Here is a 12,400-nt window from a genome sequence, read left to right as displayed (position 1 = left end):
CACACCCCCAACGACCACGAAAGGAGGACACCGTGAAGGCCTTCGACATCCCCGACGACGTCCTCGCGAAAGCCCAATCCGTCGCCGGCATGGCCGAGCGGATGTCCATGGACGACGTCACCGAGATGCTCGCCCCGTGGGTCCGCGACTCCCCTGAGGCGGCAGTGCGCGCGATGTTCGCGCTCGCCCTCCTGGCCGACAAGGACAAGCACCTGAAGCAGGCACACGCGGCCTACACCCGCGGGGTCCGCACCGAATCCGTCGTCGAACTGGAGCGCCAGTACCAGCGTGATCGGCAGCGCCGGAACCGCCCGTACCTTGCGGATCAGGTTGCGCCCCTGCGGAAGGGAGCGTAGCCGAGTGGCTCGTACTGAGGCCCGTCTGCTGTTCACGGTCTGGGAAGGCTTGGCCGTGCTCAGCGACGCCGGGAAGCTGGCTTACTTCGCGGTGATGACGGACCCGAGCCTGACGCAGTGCGGTGCTGGTCCGCTGCGTCCGTCCCGATGGAGCAAGAAACTCGGCTGGCGTGACGAGCCGGAGAAGATCGAAGCGGCACTGTCCGAGATGGACGAGCATCGGAAGATCTTCGTTGATCACGACACCGATGAAGTCCTGATCCGGACGTTCGTTCGTCGCGACGGCGTGGCGAAGATGCCCTATGTCCTGCGGTCGGCGCTGAAGGCTGCGGTGATGATCGAGTCGCATCGGCTGCGGAAGGAGCTCGCGGTCGAGCTGCGCACGCTGCACGACGAGCGTGCCGCCGAGAGCAGTGGCTTGCTGCGGCAGGTGCTCGACGAGTGCTTGGTGGTGGCCGATGAGCTGGAGGGTGTGCATCGACCGCGTCCGGCCGCGGAGTCAGCTGCCACCGCGCCGGCTGCTGCTGAGGAGCCGGGGGAGAAAGCGCCGCCGGAGCGGTGTCCGAAGCACCTGGAGAAGCCGACGAACCGTCCGTGTCGTGCGTGTGGCGCGGCGAAGGACAAGGCGCGGGCGTGGCACGCCGAGCGGTCGCGGGCTGTCGATGACGAGCGGGCGTCGGATGCGCGGGCGCGGGCGGAGATCAAGCGGAAGTTGGTCGCGGCGTGCGGGTTGTGTGATGAGCAGGGGTATGTGGGGACGGCGGTGTGTGATCACCAGCCGCGGGCGTTGATCAAGAGGAGAGCGCAGTGAGTTCCGAGAAGCCGAAGCGAATTCAGCGCAAACGAACCGCGGGCTGGCGGATGCCTGAAGGCGCGGTGTACGTCGGCCGCCCGTCCAAGTGGGGCAACCCCATCGACCTGTCCGACGTCGGCAGCCAGTTCCCCAGCCTCGACGACGAGCAAGTCGCAAGGATGGTCGTTCGTGACTTTCAAGCGCTTGCTGCGCGCGGCGAACTGTCCTTCCCGAACTGGCAGTTCGTCGGCGGCCGGCGCGGCCCGGTCGCCTGGACGTACCCGTCGGTCGCCGAGATCCGCGCCGAGCTGGCCGGACGCGATCTCGCGTGCTGGTGTCCACTGGACCAGCCGTGCCACGCCGAACTCCTGCTGGAGATCGCAAACGGTGGTGTGCCGTGATGGCTCACGACCGCACCGGCGAAGAGATCACGGACGACACCGAGTCGGTGGGCGCCCCGTTCCACGACCCACGCTGCATCGACGGCTGGATCGACTACGAGAACGCCGACGAACCGAAGCCCTGCTACGTGTGCCGCCCGAACCTGCGACCGGATGCGTTGCGACGTCGGGCGTACCTCGACGATCCGCGTCCTGATCCGTTGAACACAAGACGAAACCTGGAGACCTCATGACCGACCAGAGCGCAGTCGAACCCGGCCAGCTGTGGGTCGACAACGACCCGAGGAACAGCCGGGGCACCCGGTTCCTGATGGTGACCTCGGTGGGCGAAACGCACGCCGTCTGTGAGAGCTGGTACGAGCACGGTGGCGGCCACTCCCGTACGACCGAGATTCGACTCGACCGGTTCAAGCCGACCGCGACCGGCTACCGGCGTGCGAACCGGCAGGAATGCGAGCGGCAAGGCGTGGCTCCGTGAGCGCGCGGGATCCGCGGTACACCGCCGAAGCCGCGAAAATCTGCTGGGTCGACTGGATGCCCGGCGACGGCACCGCCTACCGCGTCCACGCACCCGTCATCGCCGGCGGCCCCGACCGATCCGACCGCACCCTCCTCCTCAACTGCGTCGGCCGCACCGTCGCCTTCCAGTTCTCCCTCACCGAGTACCGGCACCAGCACCTCGGCCGGTGGACGAAAACGAAGGCCCGCGAGCAGGGGATCCCGGAGTGGGCGTGGCGTGCGGCCGAGCCGCTGCTCGCCGCGTACGGGGCGACCGAGCGGTCGCTGGTGCGGACCGGGCTGGACGTGGTCCGGCAGGCGGGTCATTCGGTGCGTGAGGTCGAGCTCCCCGGCGGTGCGCCGTGACCGCCGGGGTTCGGCTCGGTCGTGCCGTAGCGCACGGCTGGGCTGTCCTCCTCGGCTACCCCTGGCGCCAATGCGCCGCCTGCGGCAACTCGTTCGGCGGGCAAGAACAGCCGACCACCGAGCACCTCGAAACCATCCCCGGCGGCGAAGACGACCACCGCCTCCTCTGCCCGTCCTGCGTGGACTCCGGTGTCGGATGCCGCGCCCACGCCACCAGCGAACGCCCGTTCCACCACGACGGCTGCGAGCACGTGCCCGACGAGGTGTGGCCGGCTGACGACACCGACACCGTGCCGGGGCGGTCGGGGCCTTACCTGATGGTGATGTCCCGTGAGCGTCCGCCGTCGCCGTTCCCGCGCACCGATTCGAAGGAAACCGTGAACCCGATCATCACTGTGTTGCCGGAGCCTGCTGTTGTGGAGAAGTTGGCGGGTCGTGCGGCGCAGCGCCGGATCCGGGCTGTGGGGGAGCGGTCCCGGATTCTGGCTGCGCACAAGGACATGCTCGCGACGGTCCCGGACGTGGACAACAACGCGGCGCTGCTGGATCTGTTGCGGGAGCATGCGCCGGTGTTCGTGGAGGCGGAGGACAGGTTGGTGTGCCGGGGGTGTGCGCCGTCGGAGCCGTTGACGGAGGACAAGGAGTACCCGGTTCGGTTGGCGGATGGTCCGTGTCCGACGTGGTCGACGATCCACGCCCACTTCGAAAAGAGAACAGCATGAGCGACGAAGAGCAGCCTGGGTATGAACTCGTGATGCCGTTCGTGACGGTTGCGTCGAAGGGCGGCCCGCACGAGGACCAGGCGTACACGGCGGGCTGGGAGATGGGCGCGCTCGACGCCTACCTCCAGTACGGAAACGTCCAGAACCCGTGGCAGCAGACAATCCGCACCGACAACGTCCCGCAGGCCGACCGGATCGCGATGAAGAACGGCTGGATCGCGAAGTTCGACGACGACGGGAACGGCTGGTCTGGCATGACCTTGCGGCTCGACGAGAGCGAGACGCCCCGTGATCGCTGACGAGCACTACGAGACCGCGCTCCGCCGCTGGAACGCCGCACACCGCCAACGCGACCGCGTCACCGGCAACCACATCCCCCTCACCGGCGCCGACCGTATCGAGATCGAGCAGGCCGCCGAGAAGCTGCGCGCCGCCGCCAACCCGACACCCCTGCTCGACGAACGCTGCGAACTCTTCGACCTCCCCGCCAAATCCTGCGCGCACTGCCGACCCGCACCGCCGCGACCGACCACCGTGGACGGACGAACCCGCATCATCACCGCCAACTACCCCGGCAAATGCGCCGGCTGCCACAAGCCATACCAGCCCGGCGCGACCATCGAACGCCTCGAAGGCGGAGGGTTCGTCGGCCCGTGTTGCGTGAACAAGACCTGAGGAGCACCACCATGACGACCACAGTGGAGGAGCTGCGACGGCTCGCCAACGAGCTGGAGCAGACGGGCCGGTTCCGTGCCGAGATGAGCGTCGGGCCTTGCGAGGACCACGAGGGCGTCGATTGCCACGCGGCGGCGGCGTTCACCGCGTGGTCCCGGGCGGCCGCGCTGGTCCGGAAACGAGCCGACGAGCTCGCGTCCTCGCCGCTGCCCGACAGCGAGACCGAGTGGCAGTGGGGCAACTGGCTGCCGCGCGAAGAGCGGATGCTGAAGGCCGACGACGAGGCTGACGCCCGCCGCACTCTCGCCGAGGATGGATGGGCCCTCTGGAAGCGCCAAGCGCCGGGCCCGTGGATCGAGGTGACCTCGTGACCGAGGACAACCGCATCCCCGAAATCCGCGCCGCACTGGCGGTCTACGACAGCGTCGCGTCGATGCCCGCCGACTACCTGGCCGACACCATCCGGGCGATCCTCGACAGTGCCCCGCCCGCGCCCCGGGTGTTCTTCCCAGGCGACACCGTGCCTGCCGGGATTTGGGTACTGAGCGGGCGTCTGGGGTTTCACAGGGTGCCGTGGGACTGGACCATCACCGAAACCTACGTCGAGGCGCACCCTATGACCCGCGAGGAGTGGCAGGCCGCTGTCGACCGGGCCTCTGAGGAGCGCGCCATCCCCGAACCCACCGAAGGGCAGAACCCGTGAGCGACAATTCCAGCTGGCCGAACCCCATGGTCGACCCCGAGGATTCGTGCCAGGACCTCCGATGTTCCCGCCGCAACGGTCGCTGCGTCAGCATCCACTGCTCGGTCTGTGGCGAGTCCTGCGGCATCTATGGCCACGAACGCTGCCAGACGCGTGCTCGCGTCGCGCTTGCCTCAGCTGGACACGCCGATGACTGTCGGGGTTGCGACGGACCGGGTCAGGTTCCGTGTGCAGCCGACGAGGTTCGCGGCGACGTGGCGTACCGCAACGGCGAGCCGATCAAGAGCCTGCGCATCTGGTCGGAGGTGTCCGATGGCGAGTGAGCCGGCCCCCCGACAGGACGAGCTGATCGAGAAGGCGGCGCGCGCGATGCGCGATCGGTGGTCGACGCAGACACCGCCGACCGAAGAGAACTACGCCGACGCTCGCCGACTCGCGCGTCGCGGGTTGCTGGCCGACCCCGAGCAGACCACCGAACTGGAGGAGATCCAGGAAGCGCTTGACGAGTTCCAGGTCCGGGACGCTGACGGGCCCGTGCCCAACGTGCCGCTGGCGGAGCAGGTGCGTGTGCTCTTCAGCGAGTGGACCGACGCTGTCGCCGAGCGAGATCAGTTGCGCGAGCGCAAGCAGGCGGACCTCGACGAGCTGAAGAGAACCCTGGGTCTGACGCGGAAGCCGCTGAAGCAGAACGTCGAGTGGCGGGATCGATTCCGGGCCGAGCGGGACGAGGACCGCGCGGAGCTGGGGGAGACACGGCGCGAGCGGGACCTCGCGCTGTGGCTGCACGCCGAGCGGGACGCTCTGCTGCCTCGTCTCGCTGAGCTGGCCGAGGCGTCCGGGAAGCTCCGGTCCGCCGAGTGGCTGCGCACCTGCGCCACGCTGCCGGTTGAGGAGTGGCCTCCAGCCCCGGCGTACAAGGGCCCGGTCGTCCACCTCGACGACCCGCGACCGGACTTCGCGGCGATGACCAAGCCGCAGCTGCGTGACCTCCGTCTCCAGATCGTCAACGAGCTGCGTCAGCGACGCGGGCTGCCTGAACTGGAACCCAGCGAGCCCGATCTCGCCGCCGAGCGGGACGGGCTCCAAGCCGCGGTCGACCGCGTGCGTGCGTGGGCGGACAGCTTGGAGACGGACTTCGAGGGGAACCCGTCGCTCACCGGGCGCGCGATCGCTGCGGCCGCTCGTGGTGCGCTGCAGGGCGACCAGCCCGCTGAGCCCCGTCACGAGCTGATCCTGAAGTCCGGCCTGTCCGGCGTCACCGGCGCGTGCTCCTGCGGCGACTGGACCGGCGGCGGACGGCACGAGCTGCCCTCCCGCGTCGCGCACCAGTGGGACGCCGAGCACCTGACGTCACTCGCCCCCGAGCCGGGTGACCAGCCGACCACGAAACAGCGGACGCTCTGGCCGACCGGAACGCCGACCGTCGGCGAGCGGGTGACCGGCATCGAGACGCAGAACGTCGGCCAGCCGGTCGTCACGGGCTACTTCCACTCGTCCGGCGTGGACGGCCTGTCCTGGCTGAAGGTCCACGCGGACGACCCGGAGACGGCGCAGCGGTTCCTCGTCGCTACGTCCACGCTAAAGCCTGCCCCTCGTGATGTCGGGGTTCGCGACGACACCAGCGAGGAGACCCCGTGACCCGCACCCGCGCCTCCGCCAAAGACGCCGGAACCCGCTTCGAAACCGCCGTCGCCCGCTACCTTGCCACGGCACTCGACGACGACCGCATCGAACGCCGCGCACGATCAGGCGGACGCGACCGCGGCGACATCGCAGGCGTCCGCGCACCCGGCGGCGACCGCGTCGTCATCGAGTGCAAGAACACCTCCCGGATCAACCTCGCCGGCTGGGCAGCCGAAGCCGAAGTGGAGCGCGGCAACGACGATGCCCTCATCGGCCTCACCGTCCACAAACGCCACGGAGTCGGCGACCCCGCGCGGCAGTGGGTCACCATGACCCTCGCCGACTTCGCCGCACTCCTCACTGGCACTCGACCCCCGGAGGTCGAATGATCCTCGACCTCTTCGGCGGACCCGGAGGCATGGACACCGGACTCCGCCTCGCCGGCTACACCGGCGACATCCTCGGCATAGACACCAGCGCCGACGCCTGCGCCACCGCCCGCGCCGCCGGACACCACCGCGAGCAAACCGACGTCACCACCTACCCCGTCCACGACCTCATCGGCCACGTCGACGGGCTCATCGTCACCCCACCCTGCACCGACTGGACCACCGCGGGCAACGGCCTCGGCATGGCCGGCACCACCGGCCCGCTGATCCTCGAAGCACTCCGCTGGACCCTGCTACTCCGGCCGCCCTGGACGGTGTGGGAATGCACGCCGGACCGGCCCGTCCGGACGCGGTTCGAACAGGACGCCGCGGTGCTCGAGCGCGCCGGGTACAGCACCTGGACCGGCGTGCTCAACGCCCACGACTACGGCGTCCCCTCGACCCGCCGCAGACAGATCCTCATCGCCCGCGCCGACGGCCACCCGGCGCGCCCGCCCGCGCCGACCCTGCGGCGCAGCATGACCGAGGCCCTCGGCTGGGACGGGGCCGTGCTCGTCTCGAACTACGGCACCGGCGGCGACGCGTCCCGCCGCGGCCGCCGCAACATGGATCAGCCGGCGTTCACCATGACCGGCAAGTGCTGCCGCAACCGGTGGGAATGGCCGGACGGAACGACCCGGAACCTCACTCACTCGGAGGCCGGCGTGCTGCAGTCCTTCCCCGCGGACTACCCGTGGCAGGGTGGAAGCACATCGGTGCAGCAACAGATCGGTGACGCGGTCCCGCCGCTGCTCGCCGCTGCGATCCTCCGTCCCCTGGTCGAAAACGTGAAGGAGCGTGCCGCGTGACCGTCGAGTGCGTGATCGGCTGCGGACGGCCATCCGAAACCACCACCTGCGCCGGCTGCCTGCGGAAGCTGTTCGACGACCTCCGCGAAGTCGAGTGGCTCCTCACCGAGCTCGACGTCACCATCACCCGGCAGGCGAAGCTGTCGTCCGGCGGCGTCGGATTCGTCACCGGGAAGGGTGAGGCGAGTATGCCGCTGCACCTCGGCGCGTCTGCGGTCGCCGCGGAGCTCCGGGATCGGCTTGCGCGGTGGGTGCTGAACCTGTGGGAGGAGCACGGCGTCCGCTGGCACCGCTGCGCCGAGTGCGGCGCGGAGGACCGGTCAGGTGACGGTACCCCGCCGTGCGCGCCCGGGTGTCCGACGAAGTGGGAGACGCATCTGGACCCGCTGGACATTCCGCTGCATGCGTTGCCGTTGTCGCGGTGGTTGCTGCGGCATCCGTCGTGGGTGCAGTCCTACAGCGATGGTGCGGCGTTGTTCGACGATATTCGTGGCGCGGTGCGGCATGCGCGGTCGACGATTTACGGGCCGGGGGAGCGGACGTTTCTGGGGATCTGCTCGGCGCCGGTCGAGGTCCCGGTCGGTGACGATGGTGACACGGTGCTGGCCGAGTGCCAGCGGGACTTGTACGGCGCGAAGGGGCGTCCGGTGGTGGCGTGCCCGGAGTGCGGCGCCGAGTGGGACACCGAGTTGCGGCGGCGGCACATGCTGCGGTCGATGGAGGATCAGTTGTTGACAGCGACGGAGTTGTCGCGGGCGTTGCCGAACTATCTGGACCGGCCGGGGGATAAGCCGGTGACGGCGTCGATGATCCGCGGGTACGCGAATCGGGGTCGTTTGGTGGCGCATGGCGGTGTGGCTGCGTCGGAGATGGATTTGTTGGAGGATCCGCAGTTGAAGTGTGAGCTGCGGGCGCGGGGGCGGGTGTTGGCGCCGCGGTATCGGGTGGGGGATCTGTTGGACATCTTGGACCCGACTGCGACCGCGGAAGCGTCGTGAAGCCGCCGCTGACCTACTTCGGCGGTAAGACGCGGCTTGCCGAGCAGATCTCGGCCGCGTTCCCGGCGCACGAGCACTACGTCGAGCCCTACGCCGGGTCGCTGGCCGTGCTGCTGGCCAAGCCGCGTAGTCGGATGGAGACCGTCAACGACCTCGACGGCGACCTCATGACGTTCTGGCGTGTCCTCCGCGACCAGCCCGACGAGCTAACGCGGGTGTGCGCGCTGACCCCGCACGCCCGCGCGGAACAGCTCGAGGCCTACGCGCTCGGCGAGGTACCCGACGACCTCGAGCGGGCCCGCCGCGTCTGGGTGCTGCTCACCCAAGGCCGCGCTGGGGTCATGCGCAACACCGGCTGGCGCCACTTCAGCAGGAGCGCACCGAGGTGTTGTGGTGCAACCGGGCGCCGGAGCCGACGCTGTTCGACAACCTCGAGGCCTGATGTGATGAAGGCCCCCGGCGTGCTGCCGGGGGCCTTCATCAGTTCAGCGAGCCGCGTGCCTCGCGGAGGTTGTCGTACCGGGCCTGCTGATCTTCGACGTCCGAGCCGTGCGCGGACCGCTCGATGATGCTCTGCTCCACCCGATCCAGGTCAGCGTCGAGCCCGCCAGCAGGGCGGCCGAGCTCCGGGTTCCGGGCAAACGGGTAGAGCGGGCCACCGCTTCAGCCCTGGGTCAGTCCACTGGCGGCCTGCTCCAGCTGGTTCTCGACCTCCTGCACCATCGAGTAGGCGCCGTCGATCTCCTGCTTCGCGGCCTGGATGGCGCCCTGCACGGCCTGGAGACCGGTGCCGCTGGAGCCGAGCAAGGTCGAGGCCGTGTTCATCGCCTGGTCCAGTTCGGTCTGCGCCTGCTGCATCGCGGCGAACGGCAGCGTGATGGCGCGCAGGGCGGCGGCGTCTTCGGTCGCGGACATGGTTCCTCCTGTGGTTGGTGCCGGTGCATGTCCGGCGGTGTGGGTGGTGACGGCCCGCTCCCAGCGGCCGTGGTCCCACGGCTCCACGTGGATGCCGTGGTCGATGCCAGCCGCGTGCGCGGTGATCGCCGTGTCCTTGGCGGTCTTCTTGTGCTGCTGGCGTTTGGTGAGCGGCGATCCGCCGTGGTGTGCTCTGGGCATGGTTCGTCCACAAAGGATTATCGGCGAACGCCGGAGATTCTGGCGAGGGAGCCATCGTCAGCCCGGTCACGATCCCGGGGACGCCCCGAAGGGCGTTTCGGCTCAGCTGGTGAAGATCTGGTCGCGCGGCGGCCCGACGGCCTCGCGGGCGTCGAGGATGGCGCGGGCGACAGCGGAGGTGGTCGGGGTGACCGACTCGGCCATCCGGAGAAGCGCCGGCGTGGGCATGTCGCGGAGTCCTGCTCGTCCCGCAGAGCGTCCTCCCGCCGCATGGACTCCCAATGGTGTTCGGGCAGCTGCGGGTATTTCGCGCGGAGTTCGGCGTAGTGCTCGGTGCGGTCGGGCATGGTCACTCCTGTGTGGAGGGCGGAGCTTGAACAGTTGATGTTGGTGGGGTTGCGCCCGCCTGCGCTGGCCAGTCGGGCGGGCGCGTGCCGTAGGCGCGACCTCACGGCACCGCGGCTGTGGCGGGCACAGGGTCTCCGGGGAGCGACCCGTATTCCTGTCCACCTTGGGGTTCCACAGCCGGCCCCTCGTGCCCCTGCTCGGTCGTGGACCGGCGGCGCCTACGCGCGGCGGGGGCGGAAGTCAGTGGAAGAGGACGAAGGCGGCCGGGTGGCCAGTCTCCATCTCGTAGATGCCGTTCCCGTACTCGATCATCAGCTCGATGCCGTCGTGGCCGTAGGCCTGGATCGTCGACCAGCCAGAGCGGTAGCCCTCGCTTCGGCACTGGTCTTCGCACGCGGAGACGGTGGCGGCCTGCTCCAACTCGGCGGCGTAAGCGATGGGCGGGATGCGCATGGTGGTTCTCCTGTCTGGTGTGGACAGTGGTGGTACCCCCGGCCGGAGCCGGGGGGCGGTCGGGCTACTTCTGGTCGGTGATGTCGGTGGTGGTGATCTGGATGGTGCGGCCGTAGGCGGTGACGGTGATGGGGCCGCCGTCGGGGTGGGTGACGGTGGTGTCGGGGTCGGCGACGGCGGCGAGGGCATCGCGGAGGGCGACGGCGATGTGGGCGCGGACGGCGGCGCTGGCGAGGGTGGCTTTGCTGGCGATCTTGGGGGCGTGGGGCTGGTCGGTCATCGTGTCCTCCGTGGCTCGGTATGTGAAGTAGCTTAGCGAAGCCACTTCACGTAAGTCAACAGGGTTCGCGAAGTGACTTCGCAATGAGGTACAGTCGGCCAGTGGACGAAGAGCACTACACTCGCATCGAGGAGATCCGCGAGCGCCTCAATGCCGCCGAGCGCGAGGCCGGCGGCATCCGAGAAGAGCTCTACGGCGCCATCCGCGCAGCCATCCCCGAGCTCAACGGCGGCGAACCCAAGCGCGGCGTGGTGTCCGAGATCGCCCGCCGGAGCGGCTTCACCCGCGAGTACGTCGCGATGATCCGAGACGGCAAGTACGGCGCCAAGGAGTCTGACCGTGGATGACGAGCACGTGCCGACGCGCGAGGCGGTGCATCTGGAGCCGGTGAGCGACCCGTTGATCGCGTTCTTCTGGGCCCGGCTTGACGAGGCGGAAGACGACGCGAAGTCGAGTGGACCAGGGATCGAGGTCTACGACGGCGGGGAGTGGCGGCGGCAGGCCGACATGACGCTGGCTGACGTCCGGGCGAAGAAAGCGATCCTCGACGACTACGCCCGCCGCTGCGCCGACCTCGACAACCCGGCCCGCGAGATGGAGTGCCAGCTGATCCGCGACGTCATCAAGCGGCTCGCGACCGTCTACGCCGGACACTCCGACTACACCGAGGACTTCCGACCATGAGCGACGACATGCAGCGCCACGACGGCGAGACGAACGTCGAGTTCGCTGCTCGCCTCCGCGACACCGCGAGCCGTATCCACGCCTGGGGTGGCGACGAAGAACGGGCAAGGCTGCTCGCTCGCGCAGACCGCGTCGAGCGCGGAGAGGAGTGAGAGCGATGAGCGACGAGGCGGCCGTGACCGGGCCGATGTGCTCGAAGTGCGACGAGAAGCCCGCCGGGCCGGGGAAGATTCTCTGCCCGGACTGCGTGGCGAAGATTCAGGCGGTTCGGCTCCCGGGTGTGGGGTCGTGATGGACGACTTGATCACGTGGCTGAGAGCCCAGCTCGACGAAGACGAGCGGGTCGCGCGCGAGGCTGGCGGCGCGGCCTGGTCGGTGGGCACCGAGGAGACCCCGGACGGCGAGAACGCGTACTACTCGATCGGCGCCTACGGCGAGGAGCCGTTCGTCGACACGGACGTGACCGAGCGGGCCAAGTTTGATCACATCGTTTACTGGGACCCGGCTCGTGTGCTCCGCGAGGTCGAAGCCAAGCGGGCCATCATCGACATGCACCAGCCTGACACCCAGTTTTCGAGCGATCAGCAGTTCTGCCGCAAGTGCGCAACGGGTGACTCCTGCGACGACTGCCTCGACTACTCGACCCAGGTCTGGCCATGTTCGACGCTGCGCCTGCTGGCCCTTCCGTACTCGGACCATCCGGGCTACGAGGAGAGCTGGAGACCATGAGCGAGCCGAAGCCGGGCCCGCCGATCCTTACGATGTGCCCGCGCCGGAAGGTAGGCAACTCGACCTACATCAGCGTGCCCGGCCGCGTCCCCGTCGTCTGGGCGCGTGGACGTCAGCCAGCCGGCTCGAAGTCCGCGGTGTCGTAGACCGGCCCGTTCGGATCCCGACCATCCGGACCCGGGTGCATCATCCCCGAGCCCCAGAACGGCACCGGCTCGTCGTCGACGATGTCCCAGTCGGCCTGGTCGAGGCCGGGCTCGTTGCTGCGGCGGAACCACCTGTCGCAGTCCATGCGGTCGCGCCAGACGCGTTTCTCGCGGGTGACCTTGTGGCGGGCGACGCACGGCACGAGCTGCTCCTCCCGGCAGGCTGGGGTGCATGCCGCCCGGTCGCGCTCCGGTGCGAGTGTTCGAAGTTC

General features: G+C 69.2%; 25 protein-coding genes. 20 read left to right on the top strand and 5 right to left on the bottom strand.

Annotation, left to right across the window (positions count from 1 at the left end; all coding sequences use genetic code 11):
- Positions 1-32 precede the first annotated feature (32 nt).
- From AB0B33_RS25925 to AB0B33_RS25850, 16 genes are all read left to right on the top strand, one after another.
- Positions 33-356 carry a hypothetical protein gene (locus tag AB0B33_RS25925; RefSeq protein ID WP_360776448.1) on the top strand — a complete coding sequence of 108 codons (324 nt, stop codon included), beginning with the start codon at positions 33-35 and terminating at the stop codon, positions 354-356.
- A gap of 4 nt (positions 357-360) precedes the next feature.
- Positions 361-1,167, top strand: coding sequence for a hypothetical protein (locus AB0B33_RS25920; protein WP_360776447.1), 807 nt, complete (start codon positions 361-363; stop codon positions 1,165-1,167).
- Positions 1,164-1,550 carry a DUF4326 domain-containing protein gene (locus tag AB0B33_RS25915; protein ID WP_360776445.1) on the top strand — a complete coding sequence of 129 codons (387 nt, stop codon included), beginning with the start codon at positions 1,164-1,166 and terminating at the stop codon, positions 1,548-1,550. The genes AB0B33_RS25920 and AB0B33_RS25915 overlap by 4 nt, the downstream gene beginning before the upstream one ends.
- On the top strand, positions 1,550-1,783 hold the full coding sequence (locus AB0B33_RS25910) for a hypothetical protein (protein WP_360776443.1): 234 nt from the start codon (positions 1,550-1,552) through the stop codon (positions 1,781-1,783). Before AB0B33_RS25915 ends, AB0B33_RS25910 begins: the two co-directional genes overlap by 1 nt.
- On the top strand, positions 1,780-2,028 hold the full coding sequence (locus tag AB0B33_RS25905) for a DUF6354 family protein (RefSeq protein WP_360776441.1): 249 nt from the start codon (positions 1,780-1,782) through the stop codon (positions 2,026-2,028). Before AB0B33_RS25910 ends, AB0B33_RS25905 begins: the two co-directional genes overlap by 4 nt.
- Entirely contained in the window at positions 2,025-2,414 is a 390-nt protein-coding gene (locus AB0B33_RS25900; RefSeq protein WP_360776439.1) for a hypothetical protein, read from the top strand. Before AB0B33_RS25905 ends, AB0B33_RS25900 begins: the two co-directional genes overlap by 4 nt.
- Entirely contained in the window at positions 2,411-3,136 is a 726-nt protein-coding gene (locus tag AB0B33_RS25895) for a hypothetical protein (protein ID WP_360776437.1), read from the top strand. Before AB0B33_RS25900 ends, AB0B33_RS25895 begins: the two co-directional genes overlap by 4 nt.
- Positions 3,133-3,435 carry a hypothetical protein gene (locus tag AB0B33_RS25890; RefSeq protein ID WP_360776435.1) on the top strand — a complete coding sequence of 101 codons (303 nt, stop codon included), beginning with the start codon at positions 3,133-3,135 and terminating at the stop codon, positions 3,433-3,435. Before AB0B33_RS25895 ends, AB0B33_RS25890 begins: the two co-directional genes overlap by 4 nt.
- Positions 3,425-3,811: a hypothetical protein gene (locus AB0B33_RS25885; protein ID WP_360776433.1), complete on the top strand. Its 387-nt coding sequence runs from the start codon at positions 3,425-3,427 to the stop codon at positions 3,809-3,811. The genes AB0B33_RS25890 and AB0B33_RS25885 overlap by 11 nt, the downstream gene beginning before the upstream one ends.
- A gap of 11 nt (positions 3,812-3,822) precedes the next feature.
- Positions 3,823-4,182, top strand: a complete 360-nt coding sequence (locus AB0B33_RS25880; RefSeq protein ID WP_360776431.1) for a hypothetical protein — start codon at positions 3,823-3,825, stop codon at positions 4,180-4,182.
- Positions 4,179-4,514: a hypothetical protein gene (locus AB0B33_RS25875; protein ID WP_360776429.1), complete on the top strand. Its 336-nt coding sequence runs from the start codon at positions 4,179-4,181 to the stop codon at positions 4,512-4,514. Before AB0B33_RS25880 ends, AB0B33_RS25875 begins: the two co-directional genes overlap by 4 nt.
- A gap of 312 nt (positions 4,515-4,826) precedes the next feature.
- Positions 4,827-6,152 (top strand): hypothetical protein, encoded by a 1,326-nt coding sequence (locus AB0B33_RS25870; RefSeq protein ID WP_360776427.1) that lies wholly within the window; start codon positions 4,827-4,829, stop codon positions 6,150-6,152.
- A complete protein-coding gene (locus AB0B33_RS25865) occupies positions 6,149-6,526 on the top strand; it encodes a hypothetical protein (RefSeq protein WP_360776425.1) in 378 nt (125 codons plus the stop codon). The genes AB0B33_RS25870 and AB0B33_RS25865 overlap by 4 nt, the downstream gene beginning before the upstream one ends.
- Positions 6,523-7,374, top strand: a complete 852-nt coding sequence (locus AB0B33_RS25860; protein WP_360776423.1) for a DNA cytosine methyltransferase — start codon at positions 6,523-6,525, stop codon at positions 7,372-7,374. The genes AB0B33_RS25865 and AB0B33_RS25860 overlap by 4 nt, the downstream gene beginning before the upstream one ends.
- A complete protein-coding gene (locus tag AB0B33_RS25855; RefSeq protein WP_360776421.1) occupies positions 7,371-8,372 on the top strand; it encodes a hypothetical protein in 1,002 nt (333 codons plus the stop codon). The genes AB0B33_RS25860 and AB0B33_RS25855 overlap by 4 nt, the downstream gene beginning before the upstream one ends.
- Entirely contained in the window at positions 8,369-8,941 is a 573-nt protein-coding gene (locus AB0B33_RS25850; RefSeq protein WP_360776419.1) for a DNA adenine methylase, read from the top strand. The genes AB0B33_RS25855 and AB0B33_RS25850 overlap by 4 nt, the downstream gene beginning before the upstream one ends.
- Before the next feature lie 94 nt (positions 8,942-9,035).
- Here AB0B33_RS25850 and AB0B33_RS25845 read toward each other — a convergent pair whose 3' ends face one another.
- The 4 genes from AB0B33_RS25845 to AB0B33_RS25830 all read right to left on the bottom strand — a co-directional run bounded on the left by AB0B33_RS25845 (position 9,036) and on the right by AB0B33_RS25830 (position 10,569).
- Entirely contained in the window at positions 9,036-9,488 is a 453-nt protein-coding gene (locus tag AB0B33_RS25845) for a hypothetical protein (RefSeq protein ID WP_360776417.1), read from the bottom strand.
- A gap of 102 nt (positions 9,489-9,590) precedes the next feature.
- On the bottom strand, positions 9,591-9,716 hold the full coding sequence (locus tag AB0B33_RS25840; protein WP_360776415.1) for a hypothetical protein: 126 nt from the start codon (positions 9,714-9,716) through the stop codon (positions 9,591-9,593).
- 360 nt (positions 9,717-10,076) lie between these two features.
- Complete coding sequence (locus tag AB0B33_RS25835; RefSeq protein ID WP_360776413.1) at positions 10,077-10,289, bottom strand: hypothetical protein; 213 nt, start codon at positions 10,287-10,289, stop codon at positions 10,077-10,079.
- Between the two features lie 64 nt (positions 10,290-10,353).
- Positions 10,354-10,569, bottom strand: a complete 216-nt coding sequence (locus AB0B33_RS25830) for a hypothetical protein (RefSeq protein ID WP_360776411.1) — start codon at positions 10,567-10,569, stop codon at positions 10,354-10,356.
- Positions 10,570-10,670: 101 nt separating this feature from the next.
- On the opposite strand from AB0B33_RS25830, the gene AB0B33_RS25825 reads away from it, so the two are divergent.
- From AB0B33_RS25825 to AB0B33_RS25810, 4 genes are all read left to right on the top strand, one after another.
- A complete protein-coding gene (locus AB0B33_RS25825; protein ID WP_360776409.1) occupies positions 10,671-10,916 on the top strand; it encodes a hypothetical protein in 246 nt (81 codons plus the stop codon).
- The gene (locus AB0B33_RS25820; RefSeq protein ID WP_360776407.1) at positions 10,909-11,253 is read left to right on the top strand and encodes a DUF6221 family protein; all 345 of its coding nucleotides are present in this window, start codon (positions 10,909-10,911) and stop codon (positions 11,251-11,253) included. Before AB0B33_RS25825 ends, AB0B33_RS25820 begins: the two co-directional genes overlap by 8 nt.
- The gene (locus AB0B33_RS25815; protein ID WP_360776405.1) at positions 11,250-11,405 is read left to right on the top strand and encodes a hypothetical protein; all 156 of its coding nucleotides are present in this window, start codon (positions 11,250-11,252) and stop codon (positions 11,403-11,405) included. Before AB0B33_RS25820 ends, AB0B33_RS25815 begins: the two co-directional genes overlap by 4 nt.
- A gap of 139 nt (positions 11,406-11,544) precedes the next feature.
- Complete coding sequence (locus AB0B33_RS25810; protein ID WP_360776403.1) at positions 11,545-11,982, top strand: DUF6221 family protein; 438 nt, start codon at positions 11,545-11,547, stop codon at positions 11,980-11,982.
- A gap of 112 nt (positions 11,983-12,094) precedes the next feature.
- Here the strand turns inward: AB0B33_RS25810 and AB0B33_RS25805 are convergent, their stop codons facing one another.
- Positions 12,095-12,331 carry a hypothetical protein gene (locus AB0B33_RS25805; RefSeq protein WP_360776401.1) on the bottom strand — a complete coding sequence of 79 codons (237 nt, stop codon included), beginning with the start codon at positions 12,329-12,331 and terminating at the stop codon, positions 12,095-12,097.
- Positions 12,332-12,400 lie beyond the last annotated feature (69 nt).

The sequence above is a fragment of the Amycolatopsis sp. NPDC049159 genome, assembly GCF_040648295.1.
GTDB classification, from domain to species: domain Bacteria; phylum Actinomycetota; class Actinomycetes; order Mycobacteriales; family Pseudonocardiaceae; genus Amycolatopsis; species Amycolatopsis pretoriensis_A.
The sequence above is the reverse complement of the archived record's forward strand: the minus strand, read 5'-3'. Positions and strand labels throughout refer to the sequence as shown.